The organism is Corallococcus sp. AB011P (assembly GCF_003611605.1).
Lineage (GTDB): Bacteria > Myxococcota > Myxococcia > Myxococcales > Myxococcaceae > Corallococcus > Corallococcus coralloides.
This window is the reverse complement of sequence record NZ_RAVX01000027.1, coordinates 1-24672: the sequence shown is the minus strand read 5'-3', so window position 1 is coordinate 24672 and position 24672 is coordinate 1. Positions and strand designations below refer to the sequence as shown.

Sequence of the window (24672 nt, the reverse complement as noted above, 5' to 3'; positions counted from 1 at the left end):
ATGCAAAGGTTTCCGCCCATGCGAACGTCCTGGCTTCGTCTGTCGTGGGTGCTGTTGATCTCCGCTTGTGCGACCACGCCGTCACCGCCGCCCGGCGGCACGGCGGACCCACTGCACCAGGTGGGCCGGGTGCGGGTGGCCCCGGAGGTCGAGCTGGAGGTGCTCGACTACGGCGGCAAGGGGCCGGCGCTGGTGTTCCTGGCGGGCGTGGGGAGCACGGCCCACGTCTTCGACGTGCTGGCGCCGGAGTTCATCGCCACGCACCACGTCTACGCCTTCACCCGGCGCGGCTTCGGCGCGTCGAGCTGGCCGGCCACCGGCTACGACAGCGCGACGTTGGGGCATGACGTGCTGGCCGCGATGGAGGGCCTGGGGCTCGCGAAGGCGACGCTCGCGGGGCATTCGCTCGCGGGGGATGAGCTGAACTGGATGGGGCTGAACCATCCGGAGCGAGTGGAGGCGCTCATCTTCCTGGACGCGACGGACAACAAGGGAGAGATCGCCGAGTTCCTGAAGCCCGGTCCGCTGCCGCCGCTGCCGTTCACCGTGCTCGACGGGCAGCCGTCACGTGAGGCGGTGACGGCGCTGCTGGCGCGCGACCTGGGCGGCCCGTTCCCGCCGCATGAGATTGATCAGGCGTATGAATTCGACGCGGGCACGGGCGCGTACCTGCGCTACCGCCGCTTGCCGGAGGCAACGGAGCAGTGCATCCGGGGCGCGGCCTTGCCGGACTACGCGAAGCTGAAGGGCCCGGTGCTGGCCATCTCCGACGACCAGGCCTTCGCGGGCTGGGTGGCGTATCTGTCCCAGGCGGAGAACGTCCCCGCCGACCTGCGCGAGCGGGCCCGGGTCTTCCTTCCGGAGCTGCGTCAGCACGAGGCCGACCAGGAAGCCCTGCTCAAGAGCCTGCCGAACTGGAAGATCGTGACGCTCCAGGGCGCGGGTCACTACCTCTGGCTCCCGCGACAGGCGGAGGTCGTCTCCGAGATGCGCGCGTTCCTGGGGCGCTAGGCCGACGGCTGCGCTTGCCCCCTGCTCGCGCGCTCCACCAGGGCGAGCACGAGGCGGGTCCTGGCGTCCGGATCCGCCTCCTCCAGGATCGCCTGGTGCTCGGTCACCGGGGCGGCGAGGTTGCTCGCGATGAAGTCCGCGAGGAGCCTCGGATCCTCGAGGGTGAGGAACATCCATCGGCGCTGAAGCGGTCCGGGCTCCGCTCGCAGAAACGCGTGATAGTGCCTGCGCAGGACATCGAGCATGGCCTGGGCGTTCCGGGGCAGCGGCTCCTCGAAGGGGCGCGCACGCACCCGCAGATGCGTCGCATGCGGGACGGGCGCTTCCAACCGCACGCGCGCCAGCCCATGGATCGCCGTCTGGGTGCTCCCGTCCGGTGCCTGGAACGGATACGCGAACGCGAGCACGCCCACGGTGGGCAGATCCTCGAAGGCGGGCTCCTCCACTCTCTCGTCCCGCTGGGTGACGACGACGATGAGACGGTTGCCCGTGAGCGCTGCATTGAAGGCCTCCACCGATTTCATGGGGGCAGGAGCGACGGTCAGGACCTGGCCCGGAAGGAGCACTCCGTCTCGCATTGGAAAGAGAGGCAGGCTCTCCGGCAGCGTGTGCGCGTCGAGGACGGGAGGCCGGAACGCGACCGGCTGGTGAGGCGGCTCCAACAGGAAGAGCTTCGCCACGGGCAGTGGAAACCTCCGTGAGCGCTCTTGGAGGAGCCAGGAGAGGAGCCATCCCTCCGCGATGCCGATCAGCAGTCCCTGCATCGCGTTGTTGATGAGGACCTCTGGCACATACATCATGAAAGATGGCTCGTAGGCGTAGGACACCCTCCGCCACAGGCCGCTCGCGATCCTCAACCCCAGCGTTCCACCCAGGAGCGGCGCGAGCGGCCAGACCCCTGCTTTCGAGAACCAGCGTCCCAGCAGGCACACCTGGAAGCCCGCCATCAGTGCTCCTGTCAGCATCACGTACTGCACGAGGGTGATGGTGTGGGAACCCGACAGGTGCGTGGGGGGCAGGAAGGCAGTGAGCTGGTGCATCGCCCACCGCCCGATGCCCAGGCCGAGCGCGGTGACAGGTATCCACAGTCGGGTGTCGGGCACCTGGTGGCGGAGGACGAGCCACTGGGCGAGCCCAAGCACGGCTCCGAAAAGCAAACCGTGGACGAGGGCGGATCCGCTGCCGAGGGGCTCGGGGGCGGTGACGAAGAGGTAGCTGTACGGAACCTCAACGAAGAGTCCGCCGAGCACGTAGCCCGCGAGCGTCGCAAGCGCCCAATGCGTCACGATCCATGTTCGGGACTGCCGGGCTCCAGGCGTGACATCGAGCTCCAGGGGATTGAGCGGCTCCTTCTCGGTGAGAGGCAGTGCATGCTTGTCGGTGAACCCCGCCTTCGTGGCGCGCTCCTGCCACAAGGCCGCGTCCGCGGGCTGTCCCATCGCCTCGAACGTCCGGGCCAGCAGCCACGCACCCAACGGATACGCCTGCTGCTCGTATCCACGCTGGCCCAGGACAACAGCCTCCTCGAGCCGGCCCGCTTCGAGCGCCGCGCGCTGGAACTCGTGGAAGGCGTCCATGCACACCTGCTCCTGGGTCGCATCGACCAGCAGTTCCCGTGCTTCATCCAGGCGGCGCAGATGGAGCAACGCTTTGACCCGCAGATGCAGTGCGTGGGGATCCGGGCGTTGTGCGTGCGCATCCTCCGCCCACTTGAGCGCGAGCGCCGTTTCTCCCGTGAGCAGGTAGGCCTCCGCGCGTGAGGAGGACGGGGGAACGAAGTCCTCTGGGACGTGGGAAAGAACCCGCAGCGCCTCGGCGCCGTGATCCTGGTGGACGCGCACATAAGCCATCATGGCCAGCGAATCCGCTTGGGTCTGGGTCCCCTGGGGCGCGCGGGTCCAGGCCGCGTGCGCGAGCCGTAGCGCGCGCTTCAGATTCTTCTGATCAGCGGCTTGGTACGCCCGGCGGAGCAACAGGTCCGCGCGCGCGGCCAGGAGGCCTGGCCACTGGTGGGCAAGGCCCTGACCCATGATGCCGGCCAGGACCGCCAGGACGAGCGCGCTGTCGAAGCGCCGCCAGATCGCGGCGGAAAGCCCCAGTCCGACGAGGGTGAGGAACAGGAGCAGATGACCGCTCCAGCGGGCCAGGGCTCCACGCAAGGAGTCCCCGGGCTGCGACGGTGCCTGGTCGGTCGTCACGCGTCTCGTCCCTTCCTACGTTTCGAATCGCGCATCACCCGGCCATCATCCCGCCCCGGACCGCTCGCGCGCCAGCGGGCATCCCTTCTGAGAGGTCACCTGCAATGCGTTGGAGAGCCTTGATCTGCCCCGCCATCCTGGTCCTGAGCGCCTGCTCGGAGTCGTCCGATCCCGACCCCACTCCCAGGCGTCCGCTGAAGGCGGTCCTGTTCCCGTACATCCCCGACTCGGCGGGGGACAGCTTCGCCAGTCTGGAGCAGCGGCTGGAGGCCGACTTCGAAGCGGCCCATCCGGACATCGACCTGGACGTCGTGTTCGACGCCAACCTGGATGTCTATGACCTGGATGAAGGCGGGACGCTGAACCAGCTGCTCGGCACGGAGGCCGGGGCCGCCCAGGTGGTGGAGGTGGACACGCTGATTCTCGGCTCGCTCGCGGAGAAGAAGTGGATCCAGCCGGTCGCGCTGGAAGCGGGCGTCGTGCATTCCGCGGCGGAGGAGGCCGTCCGCATTGGCGGTGAGCACTACGGCGTACCCACCTATCTGTGCACCTACGTCATCTATTCGCGGACCCCGAACATCCGGTCCGCGACGGACAGCGCCTCGCTCGCGCGAATCCTCCGCGAGGCCTCTCCCGGCAAGCGCCCACTGGCGGCGAACTTCGACGGGAGCTGGACGCTGCCTTCCTCGTACATCGATGCCTGGGCGGACACGCATCCGGGGGATGCGCTCGCGAGCGCCATCTCGCTGCCGCTCGACGCACCGACGGTGAGCGCGTTCGCGGACATCGTCGACAGCTGCTCGCTCGAAGCGGGCGTCAACCCGTGCCTGGATGGCAGCTACGCGGACAACACGGTGGCGGAAGTGGCCTTCGCCCAGGAGCAGGCCAACGGCTTCATGGGCTACACCGAGCGCCTGTTCTACATCCTCCAGTCACAGCCCTCCATGCCGCTCCCGGAGGTCATCTCGGTTCCGCTGGGCGCGGGCTCGGCGCCGGCGGTCTTCGTGGATGCGCTGGTGCTCAACGCGAACTGCACCGGGACGTGCGCGGAGGATGCCCGCGCCTTCACGTCGTTCATGCAGGACCCCGGAACGCGCAGCCTCATCGCCTTCAGTGCGGACGCCCCCCAGGGCACCCGGCCCCGCTACCTGCTCCAGGCCAACCGCGCCTTCTATCAGCAGGAGCCCGCACGCTCCGACCCCATGTACCAGCAGTACGAAGACATCCTGAGCGGAGCGCGGCCCTATCCCAACCAGCGCTTCCCCGAGAACCGGAAGGCGCTCCAGGCGGCCCTGCTCGAAGCTCTCCAGTGAGCCTCAGCGCCTGGGTCGAAGCGGCAGGGGCGCGTCACCGGCCGCGGGCCTGGGCGCGAGCACTTCGGTGGTCGAATCGATTTCGAGCGTGTTCGCGACGAGGGTCGCCGCCACGGACGGCGGTGGCCCTCGAAGCAAGGCCTCCACCTCCGCGGGAGTAGGGTCGCTCAGTGTCAGCAATCGCTGCTCACGGGCCCAGCGCTCCGGGAACCGTGAGCGCAGCCAGCCGGCCAGGTCCACCGCTGGCAACGCCTGGCGCGCCGGCTCCAGCGCCTGGTGAAAGGCATTGGCGTTCGCGAAGCGGTGCGCCGGGTCCGGATGGAGCGCCACCTCCAGGACTCCACGGAGCACCCGTGAGGCTTCGAGTGCGTCCGCCCGCTCCACGGCCTTCGCCTGCTCCGGGGCCGGAGGCATCACCCGCGACAGATTGCCCGTGAGCAGCTCCAAGAGGACGCAGCCGAACGCGAACAGGTCTCCGGAGGGGGTCGCCTCGGCGCCCTCCATCCGTTCGGGAGGCATGTACGCCAGCTTCCCGATGATGCCGCCCTCCTGGGTGAGGCGGTCGTCGCCGGGGACTGGCGACGCCCGGCCGGTGCGCTGCTCCGGGAGCGCACCGGTCCTCTGGGCGATGCCGAAGTCCACCACCTTCACGACACCGTCGAAGGAGACGACCAGGTTGTCCGTGCTGATGTCCCGGTGCGTGACGCCCTGTTCGTGGGAGTAGGCCAGCCCGCGCAGCGCCTGCTGACAGAGCTCGATGATCACCTCCAGCGGCAGCGCCCCGGCCGTCGTGGCGCGTTGGACGAGCTCCAGCACGTTCACGCCGCTCAGGTACTCCATGACGATGAACCACGCGCCGTCCACCTGCCCCAGGTCGTGGACGGAGACGATGTTCGGGTGGTGCAGGCGTGCGGAGGTGCGCGCCTCGCCGATGAAGCGCCGCACCCGGACCTCCGCGGCCTCCACCTCCTCCCCGGCCTCGTCGTCCAGCATCCGCTTGAGGACGACCAGCCGGTGGAAGCCCGCGCGGCCGGTCCGGAGCGCGAGCCACACCTCGCCCATGCCGCCACGTCCCAGCCGTGAGAGCCGCCGGTAGCGGTGGATGCCCGTTCCCAGGTCCGCGCCGCGCAACGAGCGCGCCGTCAGGATGGCCAGCGCCGTGGACGACAGCAGAAGGAACGGCAGCCCCACCAGCGGGAGCACGTGGAACCCGTCCACCCACCCGAGGTCCACCGCGAGCTCACGCAGCAGGAGCGCCAGCGCACAGAGCGCGGCGGCGAGCACGGCCACGGCCATCGCGCCCCGCCGCTTCAGCAGCCGCGCCGCTTCGAAGGTCCAGGTCGCGCCCACGCCCGCCGCCAGCAGCCAGAACAGGGGCAGCCCCAGGCTCGCGGTCTCACGCGCCAGTTGCTCCGCGGTCTGCCCCTCCACGGGCGCCGCGTACAGGGCGACCCCGACGGCCAGCACCCGCACCGCGCCCAGCGCGACCGCCACTCCCAGCATCACCCGCCGCCAGCGAGTGAGTGGCAGGTCCAGCAGCGACCAGACGACACGCAGCAGGACGTAGGGCAGCGGAATCGAAGTGAGCGCTCCCAGCAACAGCCACGGGCGTGTGTCCGTGAGCGTCGCCGTCGCCTCTTCGCGGGTCATGCCCGCCGTGATGCTGATGACCGCGAAACCCAGGAAGCCGCACGCCAGCCACAGCTGGACGCGCTGCGAACGCACCGCCACCCAGGTGGCGAAATGCACCAGCGCGAGCATGGTGAACGCTCCGCTGAGTGTCAGGTGCACCATCGTGAAAGGATTCACGGGCGTGAATCTTAGTCGTCAGCAGGGATTCCTTGTCCAACCCGTGAGAAAAGAGTGGGGTGACAGTGTCTGTCCGATGGCGGCCCTTGGATGCCCGGCCGCCGCTTCGCAGAGAGGGAGGCGACGTCTGGCACATGGGCGGGCGAGCCCCCATCGTTGAAGAGGGAAGAGTCCGCCCCCTTCACGCGTCCCATGGCCCGCCCGCACGACAGCCCAGCGTATCCGCCCCAGCGAGCCGCGCCGCCAGGGCACGGCAGCCTCCTCGATGCCGTGCTCTCCAGCATAGGCGAGGGGATGCTGGTGGCGGACGAGCACGAGCGCCTCGTGCTCATCAACCCGAGGGGGGAGCGCATCCTGGGCATGGGGCTCACCGACGAGCCTGTCAGCCGGTGGCCGGTGCACTACGGGCTCTACCTGTCGGACCAGGTCACGCTCTATCCACCCGAGCGCCTGCCCATGAGCCGGGCCCTCCGGGGTGAGAGCGTCACCCGCGCGGAGGTATTCCTGCGCAACGCCGCGAGGCCGGCGGGGACCTGGCTGCATGTCAGCGCCAGCCCGATTCGTGACGAGGCCGGCCGGGTGCGCGGCGGCGTCTCCGTCGTCAGTGACATCACCGACGTCAAGCGGGCGGAGGACGCGGCGCGCGAGGGCGCCGAGAAGTACCGGTCGCTCTACAACAGCACGCCCGTGATGATGCAATCCATCGACCCTCGAGGGCGGCTCATCAGCGTCAGCGATTACTGGTTGAGCACGATGGGCTACGAGCGCGAGGAGGTGCTCGGGCGAGAATCGGTGGAGTTCCTCACGCCAGAGTCCCAGCGGTACGCCCGCGAGGTCGTCCTGCCCGAATACTACAAAACAGGGGTGTGCAAGGACGTGCCGTACCAGCTCGTGAAGAAGAGCGGGGAGGTCATCGACGTCCTCTTGTCCGCCATCGTGGAGCGGGACGCCTCCGGCCAGATGGTCCGTTCGCTCGCGGTGCTGACCGACGTGACCGAACGGAAGCGAACAGCGGAAGCGTTGCAGGAGAGCGAGCAGCGGCTGCGCGCCATCCTGGACAACGCGCCGACCGTGTTCTTCCTCCTGGATACGCAGGAGCGCTTCCTGTTCGTGAATCGCGAGTGGGAGCGGCTCTTCCACCGCACCCGGCGACAGGTCGCTGGCAAGACGGTCTTCGACGTCTTTCCCCGGGACATCGCGGAGACGCTGCACGAGGCCAACCGGGACATCTTCCAGAGCCGGGTCCCCGTGCAGCGGGAGGAGCGGCTCCTGCACGACGATGGGCTCCACGTCCACCTCACGCAGAAGTTCCCGCTGCTCGACACCAATGGGGTGGCCTACGCGCTCTGTGGAATCGCCACCGACATCACCCCGCGCAAGCGGATGGAGCTGTCCCAACGATTCCTGGCCGAGGCGAGCCGCGAGCTGGTGGCCTCGCTCGACCCTGAAACCACGCTCCAGCGCGTCGCCGAGCTGGCCGTGCCGCTGTTGGCGGAGCTGTGTGTCTTCTTCGTGCGGACGGACGGCGTGGGCCTGCGGCCAGTGGCGGTGGCGGACCGTTCGCCGGCCCGTGCCGCGAGCGTGCGGGAGTTCCTGCGACGTCACCCGCCGGATCCGGACGCACGTCACGGTCCGGCGCGGGTGCTGGCCACGGGAGAATCGGAGCTGTCCGAAGCGTCACAGGGCCTGTGGGCTCCCGAAGCGCTGTCGGAGGAGCTGAGATCGCTCCAGGACCGGCCCTCGCTCGGAGTGCCCCTCCAGGCGCGAGGCCGCACCCTGGGCGTGCTGTATCTCCTCTCTCCCGAACCGGGGCGCACGTATGCGCCGGAGGAGCTGACGTTGACGGAGGAACTCGGGCGCCGGGCGGCGTTCGCCATCGACAATGCGCAGCTCTACTGCTCGGCGCAGGAGTCCATCCGCGCGCGGGACGAATTCCTGTCCATTGCCTCCCATGAGCTGAAGACACCGCTGACGTCCATGCGGCTGCGGGTCCAGCAGATGGAGTCCGTGCTGCTCATGGGGGCGCAGCCCCTGTCCACGGAGCGGGTGACGCGGATGCTGGAGGTCTTCCAGGATCAGCTCCAACGCTTGTCGAATCTGGCGGACCACCTGCTCGACGTCTCACGCGTCCATGAGAAGCGGCTCGACCTGCGCATGGAGGAGATCGACCTGGTGACGGTCGCCCGGCACATGGCGGGCCATGTCGCGGAGCTGCTCCAGAAGGCGGGCTGCGAGTTCGAGCTGGTGGCCCCCGAGCCGGTCTGGGGCCGCTGGGATCGCCTGCGGATGGAGCAGGTCATGCTCAACCTGCTGACCAACGCGATGAAGTATGGCGCGGGCCGTCCCATCCGGATGGAGGTCGCGAAGCACGCGGGCAGGGCGCGGCTCATCGTCGAGGATCACGGCATGGGCATCCCCTTCGAGTCCCAGGCCCGCATCTTCGAGCGCTTCGAGCGCGCCGCCTCCCTCAACTACGGAGGGCTCGGGCTGGGGCTCTTCATCACACGACGCATCGTCGAGGCCCACGGCGGAAGCATCCGCGTCGAGAGTGAGCCGGGGCACGGTGCGAGGTTCATCGTGGAGCTGCCGCCTCACATGGCCTAGCTCGCGTCCTGGCGGACCACGGCGGGTGGCTTCACGTCCAGGGGGCGGCCCAGGCAGTCCTCGCCGTCCTGGGGCGCGGAGGTGCTCTTCGGCCGGTACTCCCAGTGCCACGGCTCCGACGCCACGGTGCGACGGAAGCCGAAGCGGCACGCGTTGCCCGCGAGCCAGTCATACGTGGGGGACGCCTCCTCGCTGCCCACCACCAGGTCCACCGCGAGCCCCCGGTTGTGATTGGAGCGGCCCGGCCGCGCGGCCTTGGGCCCCAGGCCCTGGCGGTAGCGGCGCCACAGGAAGCGCTGCTGCTGATACGAACGCCACCCGCTCGTGACGAGCAGGGACTGACCGGCAGTGCGCGCCTCCGCCGCCATGCGCTCGAAGGCGGCCGCTGCGTCGCGATGGAGCCGGTGGCCGCTGTGGATCCGCACCAGTTTCGGTGCCTTCGCCTTGGCCCTGCGGACCTTGGTTTCCTTCGCGAACCCGACGGGTGCCAGCAGACAAACCAGGAGCACGAGGCCCCAGCGGAGCAGGGGAGAGGACATTCTTCGGAGGTCCAAGCAGTGGGCGAGGACCTGAGGCTGCCGCCTTTATTCCGCTCTGAAAAGCAGACGGGCCGCCGAGCGCTTTCCCCTCGTGCCCGGTCGCCCGGACGCTCCGTGGGCCCTAGAAGAGCTTGAGCTGCGCGTCGGGTGCGGGCGCGTCCTGGGGCGGCAGCACGTTGAAGCCGTGGGCGCGTGCCCAGGCCTCGCTCGGGCCCTTCCAGTGGTGCGCGTCCATGCGCACGTGGCCCGCGGCGTCGAAGGCGACGCCCTCCGCCTCCAGCAGCTCGCGCTGGCGGTGGCCGGAGGTGCTGATGCCGCCCGTGCGGTTGATGATGCGCTGCCACGGCACGGTCGCCGCGCGCGACCCCAGCGCCGCCATCGCGTGGCCCACGGTGCGCGCATCACAGGCCCCGCCGACGATGGTGGCGATGTCTCCGTAGGTGGCCACCTGTCCGGAGGGCACCTGTTCGCAGACGCGGTAGATGCGCTCGTACGGGTCCTGCGTATCGGTGGGGGATGCCATCGGGTCTCCGGGCTGGGGCTGCCAGAATCCTACTCATGGCATCTCCCGATGCACGCGAAACCCGAGGCGTCCGCCAGTCCCCGGGGCGCTAGGCCGCCACGGCCTGTCGCTCCCGCGATGGAGCGCCGGCCTGATTGAGCACCGCCCATTCCTGACGCAGGCGCTGGTACAGCGCATTCAACGGCTGGCCCGGCGCTTCGTACTGCCCGGCGTGGTGCTCCACGATGTGGCGCAGGAGCACGTAGCAGATGGTGGCCGCGCCCGCGCTCTCCACGGTGGTGAACTGGCCCGCGTCCGTGAACCAGAGCGTGGTGGGCATCTGACATGCCTGCGTGCCCACGGCCACCAGGTGCGCACCGGGCTTGAGCCACGGGTGCTTCGCGAACAGGTTGGGCCGGTCCACCGTGAACGCGGAGATGAGGTTGGAGATGCGCCGGTCCTTGAATCGCGAATCTCCATACACCTGACCGAACACGAGTCCGCGCACCCGCTTCATGAACACCTTGGACGTCAGCGCCAGCAGCGACGTCGCGCGGAGCACCAGCATCTGCGCGAACTCCGGCACGGTGAGCTTCTTGAACGACGGCCAGACGTCCAGATCCATCTGCCGCTTCACCAGCGTGACGACATCCGTCAGTCGCGCACGCACCCAGACCAGCGCCGTCGCCACCGACGCCGTCAACACGCCGGGGATGAGGTAGAGGAAATAGTCCCTGGGCTCCCAGTTGCCCTCGCGCGCGGTCTCGAACCCGCGCCACACGAGGATGGCGGCGGAGAGCAGGGTGAGGAAGAAGAGGCCGTAGGCCAACCAGGAGACGCCGTTCAGCGTCACCCAGCCGCGCTTCGTCGGGTTCTCCGGAACGTTGTACATCTCCGGGCTCTGGACGCTGACGTCGGAGATGAGCAGCGTGGGCGGCGGATCCGTCCGGTTGAACGCGAGCAGCAGGCTGTCGATGCCCTGGTTGTCGTAGATGCCGCCGTCCATCAGCGGCAGGCCGCTCTGGAAGCCCGGGCCCAGGGCCGCCAGCGCGGTGTCGAGCGGATAGCCCTGGGGCCAGTGGAACTGCTGCGGGAACACCAGCGGTTCGAAGCCGCCCGGGAAGCACGATGACGCGGCGGCGATGTCCGCCAGCCGAACGTGGCTGGCCACCGGGCGCGGCATCCGGTAGCCGTTGTTGCCCAGGACGGTGAGCGGGTTGTTGCTGCGCCGGAAGCGGAAGTCCAGGCCGGTGTGGAACTCGGTGGTGTTGAAGATGGCCTCCTGGAATTGGAGCCCACCCGCGTCCAGGACCTCACCGAAGCGCCGGTCGCCCAGGAAGTCGGGCCGGGCGTAGACGTCCGCGGCGGACCGGATGAGGCTGGCCCACGCATGGCTGCCGTGGTCGCGGTTCGAGGTGAGCCGGGTCAGGGCCTCCGCAATCACATTCGTCCGCAGCAGGTACGCGGAGAACGTCTCGTGAAACGCCTTGAACGGCTTGCCGTCCAGCTGGCTCACCACCCACGCCAGTCCCGTGAGCGTGCCACCGGACACCGTGGACAGGCCCACGACATCGGACAGAAGTCCAGCGGTGTCGAGGAACCGCAGCGTCCCCAGGTGGAACGCCGCCGCGCGGTAACCCCCACCCGAAAGACACAGCACGAGCGGTCCGAGCGGACCGTGTTTCACGGAGACAGGGGGCGTGACGTCTTGGCTCATGGGGGCTGGGGCGCGGCGGGGAGGACGGCGGGAACTTAGGGCAGCGGCGCCATCTTCCGGTACGCGGCCGGCGATCCCTTGCCTGGAAGGATGGCTGCCCTGGGACACACGCTGTACTTCGACCGGCCGTGCCCCCCCGTGAGGAATCCCTAGCTCTCGGCGGCGTCCAGGTGCTCCTTCAGGAGCGCGTTGACGCGGTCCGGGAAGCGCAGGGGCACGCCGTGCGAGGCATGGGGAAGCTCCACGAAGCGGGCGCCAGGGATTCCCGCCGCCAGGGCTTGCCCGGCGGTGGGGGGCGCGATGGGATCGTGCGTGGCGCTCACGACCAGGGTTGGCAGGCCCGCCAGCCCCGGGAGGAACGGGGTCGCGTCCGCGCTCCGCATGGCCCGGAACTGGCGCATCGCCACGGGTGGCTGGTCCGCGAGGTCATGGTCGAACAGCTCCGCGAGCTGTTCCGCCAACGCGTCCTTGTCGGCGTGGGCCAGCTCCTCGGGCGCCAGCACCATGCGGAGGAAGGCGTGGCGCCGCATGCGCCGCGTGCCGAGCTGGGTCCGCAGGCCCATGAGCAGCAGGTCCGGCGCGAGGCGGGTGGGCACCGCGCCCGTCGCGAACGTGCACAGCAGCGAGAGGCTTCGCACCCGCTCGCGTGCCTGGTGCGCGAGGTACAGCGCCACCAGCCCACCCAGCGAGTGCCCCATGATGTGCGCGCGCTCCCAGCCCTGCGCGTCCATCAAGGCAAGCACGTCGTCGGCCATCATCTCCACCGTGAGCGCGTCGCCTGGTGGCTGGCTGGCGCCGAAGCCCCGGTTGTCCAGGCAGAGGCACCGGAAGTGGGAGGCCAGGCCCTCCACCTGCGGCCGCCATCCCGCGGCGCCAACGCCGACCCCCTGGATCATCACCACCGGAGGACCGTCTCCCTCCACGAACCAGCTCAGCGTGCAGCCCCGGTGCAGGGTGCTCTGTCGGCGGTAGGCGAGGCGCATGCGGGCTCCTGGAGCAGGGAGGCGCGAAGGCTATCGTGTCCCCGGGGGCACTGGTGCTTCGGTTGTGAGTTGGGTCAGGCTCCCACCCCATGCCAATTCCTTCCTCGCATCGTCGCAAGGTCGCCTCGACGGCACTCTTCTGCGCGGGACTCGCGCTGGGCTGGCCCCTGTTCGCGGGCGCGAAGCTCCAGGGTGGGGTGTGTGATCCGCTGAATGATGAAGCCGAAGGCATCCGGCTGCGGCTCGTGTCAGCCACCGCGAATGGTGTTTCCATCATCCCCGCGCAGGGCACTGGCCCCATTGGTGCCGTCTACAACGTGTGGGCCGTGCGGCCGGAGGCGGGTGCGACCGGAGATTTCGCGAGGGCCACGCTCTTCGAGGCCGAGCCGACGGAAGGCACGGGAGAGCTCTACCGGAACCTCAGCCTCCAGAGGCAGCCATGAGGAAGCTGGGCATCGTGCTCGCGGGCATGCTGACGAGCGCCCTGGCCTCCTCGCTGCTCACGGCCTGTTGTCCGGATCGCCCCCCGCGCGTGGTCTTCAGGCTTCCCTTCGGAAGCTACGGAGTGACGACGCCCACGGCGGACACGAACTATCGCCTCTTCCTCTCCGAGGACGGCGTCACCGTGGTGGAGACCTTCGAGCGCGGGGGCAAGGCGTACCGGCAGGAGTATCGGGTGACGGAGCGGCAGGAGACCGACATCTGAGGCCGCGCCCTTCAGGGGACGGTGTCTTTACCCGCGCCGGTCGCGCAGCCGCGTGTATGTGTATGAGACGAGCAGCAGCATGACGCCCAGCAGGATGAACGTGACCACCCGCTGATCCGGCGGCAGCTTCGCCACGTCCACGAGCACCAGCCGCCCCAGGGCGAGCCCCAGCACCGCCAACGCGGCCAGCCGGTACCAGCGCTCGCGCACCGCGAAGCCCACGCCGAAGAGGAGGAAGGCGGCGATGACCCAACCCAGCGTGACGAGTCCCCCGGGCATCCGCGCGCCCACCAGCGCCACCAGTGACAGCCCCGCGCCCGCCGCGCAGATGGCGGTGAAGGCCGTCCGGGCCTTGGGCTCTGGCAGGCCGGCGACGCGCACCGTGCCGCCGCGCTCCACCAGCACGAACGCCACCACCAGCCCGATGAGCAACGTCAGGCGTCCCGGCGTCTCCCATTCACACGCTCCCAGCGCCACGTAGAGGATGAGCACGCCCACGCCCCGCAGCACCGGAGACTCCACCCCGCGCGCGGCCAGGCCCGCGATCAGCCCTGTCACCGTCCATGCCGCCACCAGCGCGACGTCGTCGTAGCGCGCGGGCATGGCCAGCGCGAGCGTCACCGCCGTCAGCGCCAGGTACGCGTGTGTCAGCGCCGCGGGAGCACGCTGGAGCTTCGACACGACGGCCCCCGCGCCATGCGCCAGCGCGACGACGAGGAGGAAGCCGAAGAGGTGCGAGTCCTGCTCCTGGGAGACCTCGTACGCGCCCAGCGACGTCAGGCCCACCCAGTTGAGCAGCGTGAAGGCGAGGCTCGCGCGCACGGGCAGGTCGCGCGGGCGCACCAGCAGCGCCACGGAGAACAGCAGGAAGTAGAGCGCGAGGAAGCCCAGGCTCAACAGGAGCCGGTCATCCTCCGGCGCACCCGGCGCCATGTGGCCCGTGCGCACCGCCCAGACGACGTGCGTGCTGTACACGGCCACCAGGCTGGACAGGGGCACGATGACCCAGCGGTTGCGCACCAGGAAGAACAGCGCGCCCGCCGCGAGCATCGTCGTGGACAGCAGCGTGAACGCGGTGATGTCGCTGAGCATCCCCGTGTGCAGCCCCAGGAACAGCGCGATGCCCGCCACCGTCTCCGACTGCATCCGGTGCGCGATGGTGACGATGGCCACCACGAACCCCGCGAGCAGCACCAGCGCCAGCACCTCGCTGTCGATGACCCGCACCGCCGGGATGAAGTGCAGTGCGTAGGTGACGAAGTACGCGAGCGCCAGGCCGCCGCCGAAGACGATGCGCCCGAACAACTGGTGCCGCCGCGCCAGCCACAGCCCGAACGCGCCCAGCCCCGCGCTGAGCAGGTAGCCCGCGCCCACGCGCGCCAGCACCCCCAGCTCCCCGAAGTGGTACGTGATGAGGTACGCGATGCCGATGATGAGCGCCACGATGCCCAGGCGGCTCAACCAGTAGGTGCCGACATGCGCTTCCAGGTCGCGCTGCTCGGGCGCGGCCACCGGGGGCGTGACAGGGGCGGCCGAGGGCGAGGCCAAGGTGCGCGGCTCCTCCCGGGACTCCAGGCTCGCGAGCCGCGTCTCCAGGGCCGCGACCGTCGCCTCCAACCGCTTCACCGTGTCCCGCAGGTCCTGCCCGTCACCCTCGTCGGCCATGGATCTCCTCGGCGGAGCTTCAGCAGCTCTGACGCCGCGTGAGCGTGGCACCGGCCCCCGGGGAGTGCGCGCGGGGACCGGATGCCCGTGCTTCAGGCGAGGTTGTGGAACACGTGCTGCACGTCGTCGTCCTGCTCCAGCATGTCCACCAGCTTGAGCACCTCCGTGGCCTGCTCCTCGGGCAGCTCCTTCAGGGTGCCGGGCAGGGGGATGTACTCGGATTGCGTGGACACGGGCGTGATGCCCTTGGCTTCAATCGCTGACATGAGCTTGCCGAAGTCGGCGAACTTGCAGCGCAGGAGCAGCTGCTTCTCGCCCTTTTCGCCGGTCGTCTCGCCCATCTCCTCCAGGCCGTGGTCGATGAGCTCCAGCTCCAGCTCCTCCTGATTCACGCCCTCGGCGTCCAGGCGGATGGCGCCCATGTGCTCGAAGAGGCGGGACACGCTGCCCGCCGTGCCCATGCTCCCGCCCAGCTTGGTGAAGGGGAAGCGGACGTTGGCCACGGTGCGCGTGACGTTGTCCGTGGCCGCCTCCACCAGGACGCCCACGCCGTGGGGCGCGAAGCCTTCGTACAGGAGGATCTGGTAGTCGGCCTGGTCCTGACCACTGGCGCGCTTGATGGCGGCGTCCACGTTGGTCTTGGGCATGTTCGCCGCGCGGGCGTTCTGCACGGCCCGGCGCAGCGCGGGGTTCGATTCGATGGTCGGCCCGCCCGCCTTCACCGCGATCACGATGTCCTTCGTGATGCGTGTGAAGACCTTCGCCATCTTGTTCCAGCGGGCGAACATCGTCGCCTTGCGTGTCTCGAAAATGCGTCCCATGGTGTCCTCAATATACCGTGAGCCGCTCCAGTGGAGCGGGTTTCGCGAAAGGGGCCCGTGTCACCCGCGCGGGAAGCGGCTCGCCAGCGCGTCCGCCAGGGGGCCCGCGCCCGTGCGCAGGGGGTCCACGCAGGGCAGGCCATGCGCCCGGCCGGTGGACTCCAGGAGCGCCAGCGCCTCGTCCTCGCCCAGGTGCTCCGTGTTGATGGCGATGCCCGTGCACTGGATGGCCGGGTTCGTCAGCCGGCCCTCCAGCACCGTGCGATCGATGACGTCCTGGATGGACGGCAGCGGATGCTGGACGCCGCGCATGCGCTTGCGCGTGGGCTCGTGGCAGACGACGAACGCGTCCGGCTGCGCGCCGTGCAGCAGGCCCAGCGTGACGCCCGCGAAGGAGGGGTGGAACAGCGACCCCTGGCCCTCCACCACGTCCCAGTGGTCCGCTTCGTTCGCGGGCGTGAGCCACTCCGCCGCGCCGGAGACGAAGTCGGACACCACGGCATCCAGCGCCACGCCTCGCCCGGAGATGAGGATGCCCGTCTGCCCGGTGGCCCGGAAGTCCGCCTTCCACCCGCGCTGCCGCAGCTCCTTCTCCAGCGCCAGCGCCGTGTACTTCTTGCCCACCGCGCAGTCGGTGCCCACGGTCAGCACGCGCAGGCCGGGCCGCTTCGTGCCCTGTCCCGTGGCGAAGTCCCGGTCCGGGAAGCGCACGTCGTGCAGCTTGCGCCCATGCTTCGCCGCCGCGGCGGCCACGGCGGGGAACGAGGACAGCCGCTTGTGCAGCCCGGTGGCCACGTCCAGCCCGGCCTCCATCGCCCGCACCAGCGTGTCCACCCACGCGTCCGCCAGCACTCCGCCCGGATTCACCACGCCCACCACCAGCGTGCGCGCGCCCTTCGCCTTCGCCTGGGCGATGTCCATGTCCGGCAGGCCACAGTCCGCCGCGCAGCCAGGGAGGCGCAGCTGACCCACGCACCAGTCGGGCCGCCAGTCCACGATGCCTTGGGCCGTCTTGGCCGCGAGCTGATCCCTCACGTCTCCCAGGAACAGCAGGTAGGGCTTGTCGATGTCCACGCGCGGTGCCTTAGCACGGCCGAAAAACGGCGTGGAAATGGCGCGGGGAATAAGCGCGACACCGGACGTAACAGGGAGGAGCCCGCGGATGGGCTCACGCTTCCGGAGTCACCCATGCGCTTCATCCCTGCCGCCGCGTTCGTGTTCGCCGCCTCGCTCGCCACCGCCTGTGGGGGACCTCTCGACGAGGAGGCCCCTGGCGCCGAGGTCGTGGACGAGTCCATCGCCAGCCAGGAGCAGGGCGTCGACGAGTCCTGCGTGGGCTCGGGCGTGGTGCTGGCGCAGCCGGACGGCGCGTCGGTCCCGGCCGTCTTCCCCCACTGCTCGTACGCGGACATCTCGGCGGCCTCCAACGACGGCACCTATGATCAGCCGTCCTGCGCGCACCGCTTCGTGACGGAGATCACCGGCCTGTACGGCAACTACGCCCAGCCGTTCGTGGAGGTCATCCCGGCGTCGAGCAACGTCACGGAGAGCGCCTGCAAGGGCGTGGCGATCACCGGCGCCGCGTTCGGCTACGCGAACGGCTACTGGTGGGGGCTGGGCTCGGTGAGCACCACCGGCACCTGGTACCCGGCGGGTCCCTTCTTCCCGGCGTTCTGCGGGCTGCGCGTCAACATCGGCTCGGGTGGGTCCGGCTACAGCAAGATCCGCGTCACGGGCTTCGGAGCGGCGCTGGGCGTCTTCAAGGCCCGGGTTCGCACGGGCGTTCGTATCGGCAACGGCCCCTGCTAGCCCTCCGGCCTGCCATCCCGGGACTCCCACCTGTCGGGTGGGAAGCGCCAGGGAGGGTGTCGACGGACTTCGCGGGCGGGGCGGCTCCTGCTAGGAACGCCCCCGTGGTCTTCCGCCCGCGATCGCCCCGCGCCGTCCCGCCCGGGGAGTCCTCCGCATCCGAGCCGGAGGTGCCTTCGGCCTCCCGTGGGGACGCCGCGGAGTTCCAGGCGCTCATCGCGCGGTGCGCTCCGGCGTTGGAGGAGCGGGCCCGCATCCTCTGCCGGGGCCGCAACCCGTCGGACGCGAAGGACCTGTTGCAGGAGACCTACGAGCGGGCCTTCCGCGCGTTTCATACGTATGACCGGTCCGCGCCTCCCATGGCGTGGCTGGCGTCCATCCTCGTTCGACGCTTCCTCGACTGGTGCCGGCACGACCGGCGCCACCCCCAGGAGGAATTCACCGACGCGATGGGGGACACCCTGGCGGAGGCAGAAGCCGCCCCGGAGACATGGGCGCGCTACACGTTGGATGACGTGTGGAAGGCGGTGGAACAGCTTCCCCCGGAGCTGCGCGAGGTGGTCCGCATGAAGGACATGGAGCGACAGAGCTACGCGGAGATCGGCCGACGGCTCGGCATCCCGTCCATGACGGTGGGCACCCGTCTGTTCCGCGCGCGCAAGAAGCTCAAGGAGCTGCTCCTCGCCCGGGAAGGCACCGCGGGGGGCCCGGCGTGACCGTCTCCTGTGAACAGCTCGCCGCCTTCGTGGACGGGGAGCTTCCGCCAGAAGAGGCAGAGGCCTTCCAGGCCCACCTCGCGACCTGCGAGGAGTGCCAGGCCGGCCTGGAGGACCAGGTGCAGGCGAGCCTCCTCGTGCAGGCCGCCGCCGACGCGCGTGCCGCGTCCGGAGCTGGGGAAGCCGTGAGGCCTCCTGGCACGGACGCCCGGCCCGTGGCGTCCCCGGGTTCTGAAGGAGCCCCCGCGGGTCCGGGGCTCCGGGCCGTCCCTGGGACGGGGAGCCAGTCCGAGCCGGCGCCCGATGCCGGGACGCGGTCCCCGTCCGCGCGCCCTCGCGGCCGTGCGGTGTGGGATCTCCGCCGTGTGGCGGGCTTCGCGGCCGCGGCCGCCGCGGTGGTGCTCGCGGTGCTGCTGGTGGGACGTCCGTGGCGCTCCACGGAGACCGCGCGCGCGCTGCCCTTCGCGCTGGCCTCCGCGCGCCCGCTGGAGGGCCGGCTCAGTCACCCGGGCCTCGCGGACTACAGAGCCACGGGCACGATGCGCGGCGGCACGGACGGACGGCCGGAGCTGGACCTCAAGGCCCTGTCTGAGCTGGAGGCGAAGGGAGACCTGCACGGCGTCGCGACCGCCTGGCTCGCGGCCGGGGACTTCGAGCGCGCGGAGCGCATCCTGGAGCGGCTGCCCGCATCGCCCGCCGTCATGGGCGACCTGGCGGTGGCGGCCCTGGGCCGTGCCCAGCCGGAGCGCGCGCTGACGCTGCTGGAGTCGGGACTGGAGACCGCGCCGGACGACGCGCGGCTGCACTGGAACCGGGGCCTCGCGCTCCAGGCGCTCTCGTTGGAGCTGGCCGCCGCGGCGGAGTTCTCCCGCGTGGCGCAGGCGAAGGAGCCCGGCTGGAGCACCGAAGCCACCGAGCGCGCGGACGGCCTGCGCAAGGGCGCGCTGGCGCGGCGGGACTCGTGGCAGGCCATGAACAGGGCCGGCATGGAGCTGGCGCTGGACGGCACGCCGTACCCGGGCTCGATGGCGCGGCGCAACCCGGACCTGGCGCGGCTGTACCTCTACCACGCGTTGCGCGCGGCCCCGTCCGTGGAGCGCGTGAAGGCCCTGGCCCCGCTGGCCGAGCTGCTGGACGACGTCACCCGCACCAAGACCGCGAGCGCCTACGTGGCGCGCGTGGCGGCGGCGGACTTCAGCAAGCGCGGCCCGCTGGCCAACACCTACCACGCGCTCCTGGCCGGCACGCGTTCGCTGGAGGGCGCGGAGGCGGACGCGTTCCTCGCGCGGCTGCGGCGCTCCGGCGAGCGCGACCTGCTGCTGGGCGCCATCCTGCTGCTCCACCAGGAGGACCGCTTCGTCGACGAGCTGGCAACGCTGGTCCGTCAGTCCGGTGAGCCCGCCTGGTACGACGCTCCGCTCGCCCGGGGCCGGGCCCAGGCGGCGCAGGCCCGGGGGGACATGGAGACGGCGGAGACGTCCCTCAAGAACGGGCTGGCGGCGTGCCGGAGCGCGGGCTTCCAGGACCGCTGCGTGGACCTCCAGCGGCACCTGGCGGCGCTCTACAACCGGATGGATCGCCGCCACGAAGCCGACTCGCTGGCGCGCTCCGCGCTGGAAGAGGCGTTCCGCACCGACAGCTGGTTCCAGGAGGAGGTGCTCCTGTCCGACCTGGTGACGAGCGCGCGGCTGAGCCACGCCCCGGCGCTGGCGCGCGCCTACCTGGACGAGTTCGTCCAGCACGCGCCGGAGGACTGCGCACGCCGGTCCGAGTACCACCACGCACGGGCGCTCCTCTTCGTGGAGGACCTGGACGCGAAGCGGGCCCGGCGAGAGGTGCAGGACGCGCTCGCCTGTCCCACCGCGCCCACGCTCCTGGAGGTCGCCGTCGCGGGAGATCTGCTGCGCTTGGAGGGAAGCACCGTGCCGGGCCGCGAGCTGGACCGCGTGCGCGAGCGCATCCGCGTGCTGCGCCAGGACCCGTCGCTGACCACCGGCGAGCGGTTGCTCGTGGACCACATCGAAGGGCGCATCCTCATCGAGCGCGACCGCGAGGAGGGCCAGAAGCTCTTGCGCGGGGTCATCACCGGTTCGGCGCTCCACCGCTCCACCGACATCGAGGCGCGCAAGGCCTGGGCCCACAGCCACCACGTGCTGGTGATGGACACGGGCCGGGCGAAGGAGTGGGGCACCGCGGTGGACCTGCTCGCGCGGGAGGTGGACCGCACCGCGCCCACGTCGTGCCTGCTGGCGCTGGCCGGCCAGGACGAACGGATGCTCTTCGTCGCCCGAGGCCCCACCGGCGCGAGCGGCGGGGTGTACCTCCACGCCCTCAAGCAGCCCCTGCGTGAACAGGTGCCCGCGGTCCCCGAGCAGCTCCTGCAGGTGCTCGCCGGCTGCGACGTGGTGCGGGTGCTCGCGGAGCCCATCCTCCTGGGGCGCCCGGGGCTGCTGCCCGCGGACCGCGCGTGGAGCTACCTGGCTCCGGGCGGCCACCGCGTGGAGGCTTCGGCCCCGGCGCCCGTCCCGAAGCGGCTGGTGGTGTCGGACGTGGAGCCGCCCGCGACGCTGGGGCTGCCGCGCCTGATGCCATGGAAGGGCATGACGGGGCCGGGCGACGTCCACCTGCGGGGCCGCGCGGCGACGCCGGAAGCGGTGCTCGCGGAGATGGAGGACGCCACGGAGGTGGAGCTGCACACGCACGGCCTCGCCGGCACCGTGTCCGACGCGGCCTTCCTGGCGCTGTCCCCGGACGCGGCCGGCCGGTACGCGCTCACCGCGGAGGAGCTGGAGGGGCACACGCTCCGGGGCACCCCGGTGGTGATGCTGGCCGCCTGCGACGCGAACGTGGGCGCGTGGCGCTACCACGCGGTGTCCAGCCTGCCGTCCGCGCTGATCCAGGCGGGCGCGCGGGCCGTGGTCGCGCCCTCCACGGAGGTGCCGGACGTGGAGGCCGGGGCCTTCTTCCAGGCGCTGGTGGAATCGCTGCGGCGAGGCACCCCGCCGGCCCAGGCGCTCCGGGACACCCGCGCCCGGTGGCTCCAGCAGGGCAGCGCCCGGTGGGTCCAGGACCTGGTCGCGTTCGAATAGACTCCCGGCGAATATCCGCGCCGCCGCGCGTAAGGGAACCGGGAGGATTCATGAACACGCGTTGGAAGTCCGCAGTGGGAAGCATGGCCGTGGGGTTTGTCGCCCTGTCGGCGGCGCAGGCAGGGGCCCAGCCGGCGAGGACCCAGAACAACCAGGTGAAGCTCGCCCCGGCGAAGCCCATCGCGAGCCCGGCGAAGGCGAAGTCCACCGGCTCCGTGGACGTGGCCGTGGACGACGGCGCCAAGGGCACCCGCCTGTACCGGTACGACCGGAGCAGCGGGAAGCTCACGCTGGTGAAGCAGATCACCCAGAGAGAGGCGGCCAGCACCACCGCCGGCTTCAAGGAGCTGTCGGCCGTGGAGGCCGGTGGCGGCACGGCCCTGGTGGATCCGGACCGCGGCGGCGCCGTCGCCCCCGAAGGCAAGCCTCCCAAGGGCGGCCCTCCGGGCGGACATGATCCGGGCCAGATTACCCAGGCGGACCTGGCCAACATCAACCGCGAGCTGGGCAGCCTGAAGCTGAACAAGGCCCAGGTGAAGATCGCCACCCAGGCCCAGCGGTAATCCCAGCCTCGCGACGGAATGAACGGACGGCCGTGGCGCCGGAGTGGGGACACGTCTCCTCACCCCGGAGGGCCACGGCCTTCACGTTCCTGGATGAACGCCAGCCCACGCGTTCAACCCCAGACGCCCGGAGTGTCTGCCCTGACGTCGCTCCCGCGTTTCCCGCATCTCTCGCGCCTTGCCATACGTACAACGTGCTCGCACTTTTCGTGCGTGAGGGGGCGCGGCTCGCCCGTTTGTTTTTGACGCCCTCCTTGTCCAAACGTTCGTGGGGCCGGTCGGAGCGCCCGCGGTAGCAGGAGGTTGCACACATGGGGAACGTGGAGAACGGGCGTCGTCGTGGCGTGGGGGGGCTCTCACGGTGGGCGTGGGGACTGGCCCTGGCCGTCATGGGAGCGGGCTGTGCCCCGGGAGCCCGGGAGCCGGGGCCCGCGGATCCGCTGGCCACGCAGGAGCAGGCCGCCCTCAGCTACAACAGCCTTTCGTACAACGGGCTGTCGTTCAATGGCCTGTCCTTCAACGGGTTGTCCTTCAACGGGCTGTCGTTCAATGGCTTGTCATCCATTGACTTCGCGTCGTGGTACGGCGCGGATCCGGCGCTCGCGGAGGAGGTCATGCGCTACATCGTGCGCTGCGCCGTCCCGGAAGGGCAGACGCGCACGTTCACGGACCCCCAGACGAACACGGTGCACACCTGGACGGGCCTGCTGGGACTGGCGCCGGGCTGGGCCGGTGGCGCTCCCGCGACGGTGGCCGAACAGCAGATCGTCTCCGCGTGCCTCGCGGCGCACAGCAATCCCTTCGGTGTGAGCGTGCCCATCTCCGTGCTGGGACGGGACGGGCTGGGGGAGGAGATCCCCGCCTCCGACGGTGAGCTGGCCTCCTTCGCCCGGCCGGAGTCCTGCTTCTTCGGCAACCTCTTCCAGGGCCAGGGGCTCTACGCGGGCAGCCAGAACCCGCCGCTGGACGCGACCCAGAGCACCACGCGCGCGTGCGCGGTGGTGGATGGCTCCGGGATGCCCCGCATGACGTGCGCGCCGCTCGTCTACGTGGGGAGCTGCTCGGACGTGTGCACGCAGGGGGGCGCGGCGGGCGCGGCCTTCGTGAGCTGCACGGTGGGCGGCGTGAGCTTCCAGCCGCTCACCACGCGTGTGCGCGCCGCAGACCTGGCCGTGTGCGGCGACGGCATCTGCCAGGTGACGGAGTCCTGCGGGGCGTCCGACACCTACGACGCGTGCGCGGCGGACTGCGGCGCCTGTCCGTGAGGTGAAGGCGGGTGGCCTTCAGCCGGAGTGGGAGCCCAGGCCGGAGGCCGCGCCCACGCGCAGCCGTTCATGCAGCGCGTCCGTGAGCAGGTACCAGAACTGGACGTTCCCGAAGCTGAGGATGTCGCCGCCCCGGAGCGGCACCTCGCGCTGCCCGATGGTGCTGGCATTGACGAAGGTGCCGTTGGTGGAGCCCAGGTCGCGCACGGTGCAGCGGCCCGCCGCGCGGCTCCACTTGAGCTCCGCGTGCTGCTTGGACACGGACGCGTCGTCCAGCACCAGCTCGCAGTCCAGCCTCCGGCCAATGCGCAGCACCTCCGAATCCCTGAGGGTGGGGAGGGTGGCGACGAGCAGGTCGTCGAACTCGAAGAGCAGGGCGAGCATGCCCTGCTCGACGTCGCCGGGGGCCGCCATGCGGGTGGGCGCGAGCGCGGCGGCGGACAGCTCCGACGGCGGACGCTGCACCAGCGCGAAGGGGCCCAGCTGATGCTGGAAGGCGCCCACGGGGAGGGCGGAGGCGAGTGCGCGCAATTCCTGGACGGACAGCACGTGGAGCAGCCTAACGGGTCGGCCGTCGGGCGCCCAGCCACTACCGGACGATGGCTGTAAGGCTTTCGTTGACCGGCCAGTCACTCGTTCCCTACATTGACCCTTTCGAGTCGCGGGCCGGGTTCCAGGAGGGAACGCCGGACCTCCGATGCGCAGCCAGGTGATGGAAGGAGCGGTGGTTCGATGAGCGGGAGCGACAACATCCCGATGACCCCCCACGGTCTGCAGAAGCTCAAGGACGAGCTGAAGCACCTCCAGTCCGTGGAGCGGGGCAAGATTTCGCGTGAAATCGAGGTCGCCCGTGCGCACGGCGACCTGCGTGAGAACGCGGAGTACCACGCGGCCAAGGAGAAGCAGTCGCACATCGAGGGGCGCATCCTGACCCTCGGCGACTGGATCGCCCGCGCGGAGGTCATCGACCCAGCGAAGCTGGGTGGCGACAAGGTCATCTTCGGCGCCACCGTGGAGCTGGTGGACACGGAGAACGACAAGACCATCAGCTACCGTCTGGTGGGTGAGACGGAGGCCGACCTGAAGAAGCGGTGGATCGCCGTGACTTCGCCGGTGGCGCGCGCGCTCATCGGCAAGAAGGTGGGCGACATCGCCACGGTGCAGAGCCCCGGCGGCGTGCGCGAGCTGGAGGTCGTCTCCATCAGCTTCGAGGATCCTCGGGAAGAGGCGGCCAGCTAGGGGCTGTCCCTGATCTCCGGCCCGAAAATCAACCTGGCGGATCTAACCTCAGGGTTGGACCCAGCTTCAGAGGGCATCTGGAGGTTGCCGGCCAGCGTCAGGCGTGATCAACACTGGCTGTGC

At 70.4% G+C, this 24672-nt stretch carries 21 protein-coding genes; 11 read left to right on the top strand and 10 right to left on the bottom strand.

The window, feature by feature from the left end; all coding sequences use genetic code 11:
• The first annotated feature begins 18 nt into the window (after positions 1-18).
• The gene (locus tag D7X30_RS37500; protein WP_120567784.1) at positions 19-1011 is read left to right on the top strand and encodes an alpha/beta fold hydrolase; all 993 of its coding nucleotides are present in this window, start codon (positions 19-21) and stop codon (positions 1009-1011) included.
• Here the strand turns inward: D7X30_RS37500 and D7X30_RS37495 are convergent.
• Positions 1008-3209, bottom strand: coding sequence for an LON peptidase substrate-binding domain-containing protein (locus D7X30_RS37495; protein WP_120567783.1), 2202 nt, complete (start codon positions 3207-3209; stop codon positions 1008-1010). The two genes, D7X30_RS37500 and D7X30_RS37495, sit on opposite strands and share 4 nt — an antisense overlap.
• 104 nt (positions 3210-3313) lie before the next feature.
• Between D7X30_RS37495 and D7X30_RS37490 the strand changes: the two genes are divergently transcribed.
• On the top strand, positions 3314-4522 hold the full coding sequence (locus D7X30_RS37490) for an extracellular solute-binding protein (RefSeq protein WP_120567782.1): 1209 nt from the start codon (positions 3314-3316) through the stop codon (positions 4520-4522).
• Between the two features lie 3 nt (positions 4523-4525).
• Here D7X30_RS37490 and D7X30_RS37485 read toward each other — a convergent pair whose 3' ends face one another.
• On the bottom strand, positions 4526-6331 hold the full coding sequence (locus D7X30_RS37485) for a serine/threonine-protein kinase (RefSeq protein WP_233592045.1): 1806 nt from the start codon (positions 6329-6331) through the stop codon (positions 4526-4528).
• Positions 6332-6601: 270 nt separating this feature from the next.
• Between D7X30_RS37485 and D7X30_RS37480 the strand changes: the two genes are divergently transcribed.
• Positions 6602-8935, top strand: a complete 2334-nt coding sequence (locus D7X30_RS37480; RefSeq protein WP_233592044.1) for a PAS domain S-box protein — start codon at positions 6602-6604, stop codon at positions 8933-8935.
• On the opposite strand, the gene D7X30_RS37475 is transcribed toward D7X30_RS37480, so the two are convergent.
• From D7X30_RS37475 to D7X30_RS37460, 4 genes are all read right to left on the bottom strand, one after another.
• Positions 8932-9474: a D-alanyl-D-alanine carboxypeptidase family protein gene (locus D7X30_RS37475; protein WP_120567781.1), complete on the bottom strand. Its 543-nt coding sequence runs from the start codon at positions 9472-9474 to the stop codon at positions 8932-8934. The two genes, D7X30_RS37480 and D7X30_RS37475, sit on opposite strands and share 4 nt — an antisense overlap.
• A 121-nt stretch (positions 9475-9595) precedes the next feature.
• Entirely contained in the window at positions 9596-9997 is a 402-nt protein-coding gene (locus D7X30_RS37470) for an MGMT family protein (protein ID WP_120567780.1), read from the bottom strand.
• An 88-nt stretch (positions 9998-10085) separates the two neighbouring features.
• Complete coding sequence (locus tag D7X30_RS37465; RefSeq protein WP_233592043.1) at positions 10086-11693, bottom strand: patatin-like phospholipase family protein; 1608 nt, start codon at positions 11691-11693, stop codon at positions 10086-10088.
• 149 nt (positions 11694-11842) lie between these two features.
• A complete protein-coding gene (locus D7X30_RS37460; protein ID WP_120567779.1) occupies positions 11843-12676 on the bottom strand; it encodes an alpha/beta fold hydrolase in 834 nt (277 codons plus the stop codon).
• Between the two features lie 89 nt (positions 12677-12765).
• Between D7X30_RS37460 and D7X30_RS37455 the strand changes: the two genes are divergently transcribed.
• Both D7X30_RS37455 and D7X30_RS37450 read left to right on the top strand, forming a co-directional pair.
• The gene (locus D7X30_RS37455) at positions 12766-13119 is read left to right on the top strand and encodes a hypothetical protein (RefSeq protein WP_120567778.1); all 354 of its coding nucleotides are present in this window, start codon (positions 12766-12768) and stop codon (positions 13117-13119) included.
• Positions 13116-13382 carry a hypothetical protein gene (locus D7X30_RS37450; protein ID WP_120567777.1) on the top strand — a complete coding sequence of 89 codons (267 nt, stop codon included), beginning with the start codon at positions 13116-13118 and terminating at the stop codon, positions 13380-13382. Before D7X30_RS37455 ends, D7X30_RS37450 begins: the two co-directional genes overlap by 4 nt.
• A 27-nt stretch (positions 13383-13409) precedes the next feature.
• Here the strand turns inward: D7X30_RS37450 and D7X30_RS37445 are convergent, their stop codons facing one another.
• The 3 genes from D7X30_RS37445 to dgcN all read right to left on the bottom strand — a co-directional run bounded on the left by D7X30_RS37445 (position 13410) and on the right by dgcN (position 16942).
• Positions 13410-15047: a DUF2339 domain-containing protein gene (locus D7X30_RS37445; RefSeq protein WP_120567776.1), complete on the bottom strand. Its 1638-nt coding sequence runs from the start codon at positions 15045-15047 to the stop codon at positions 13410-13412.
• Between the two features lie 92 nt (positions 15048-15139).
• Positions 15140-15868 carry a YebC/PmpR family DNA-binding transcriptional regulator gene (locus tag D7X30_RS37440; protein ID WP_120567775.1) on the bottom strand — a complete coding sequence of 243 codons (729 nt, stop codon included), beginning with the start codon at positions 15866-15868 and terminating at the stop codon, positions 15140-15142.
• Between the two features lie 60 nt (positions 15869-15928).
• Entirely contained in the window at positions 15929-16942 is a 1014-nt protein-coding gene (gene dgcN, locus D7X30_RS37435) for an N-acetyltransferase DgcN (RefSeq protein WP_120567774.1), read from the bottom strand.
• A 114-nt stretch (positions 16943-17056) separates the two neighbouring features.
• Here dgcN and D7X30_RS37430 point away from each other — a divergent pair, with 114 nt between their 5' ends.
• The 5 genes from D7X30_RS37430 to D7X30_RS37410 all read left to right on the top strand — a co-directional run bounded on the left by D7X30_RS37430 (position 17057) and on the right by D7X30_RS37410 (position 23310).
• Positions 17057-17677, top strand: coding sequence for a hypothetical protein (locus D7X30_RS37430; RefSeq protein WP_120567773.1), 621 nt, complete (start codon positions 17057-17059; stop codon positions 17675-17677).
• Positions 17678-17847: 170 nt separating this feature from the next.
• Entirely contained in the window at positions 17848-18393 is a 546-nt protein-coding gene (locus tag D7X30_RS37425; protein WP_233592041.1) for an RNA polymerase sigma factor, read from the top strand.
• Positions 18390-21482, top strand: coding sequence for a CHAT domain-containing protein (locus tag D7X30_RS43740; RefSeq protein WP_120567771.1), 3093 nt, complete (start codon positions 18390-18392; stop codon positions 21480-21482). The genes D7X30_RS37425 and D7X30_RS43740 overlap by 4 nt, the downstream gene beginning before the upstream one ends.
• Positions 21483-21532: 50 nt before the next feature.
• Positions 21533-22045: a hypothetical protein gene (locus D7X30_RS37415; protein WP_147443413.1), complete on the top strand. Its 513-nt coding sequence runs from the start codon at positions 21533-21535 to the stop codon at positions 22043-22045.
• A 311-nt stretch (positions 22046-22356) separates the two neighbouring features.
• Complete coding sequence (locus D7X30_RS37410; protein ID WP_120567769.1) at positions 22357-23310, top strand: hypothetical protein; 954 nt, start codon at positions 22357-22359, stop codon at positions 23308-23310.
• An 18-nt stretch (positions 23311-23328) separates the two neighbouring features.
• Here the strand turns inward: D7X30_RS37410 and D7X30_RS37405 are convergent, their stop codons facing one another.
• Complete coding sequence (locus tag D7X30_RS37405; protein ID WP_120567768.1) at positions 23329-23859, bottom strand: FHA domain-containing protein; 531 nt, start codon at positions 23857-23859, stop codon at positions 23329-23331.
• 183 nt (positions 23860-24042) lie between these two features.
• Here D7X30_RS37405 and greA point away from each other — a divergent pair, with 183 nt between their 5' ends.
• Positions 24043-24549: a transcription elongation factor GreA gene (gene greA, locus D7X30_RS37400; protein WP_120567767.1), complete on the top strand. Its 507-nt coding sequence runs from the start codon at positions 24043-24045 to the stop codon at positions 24547-24549.
• Positions 24550-24672 lie beyond the last annotated feature (123 nt).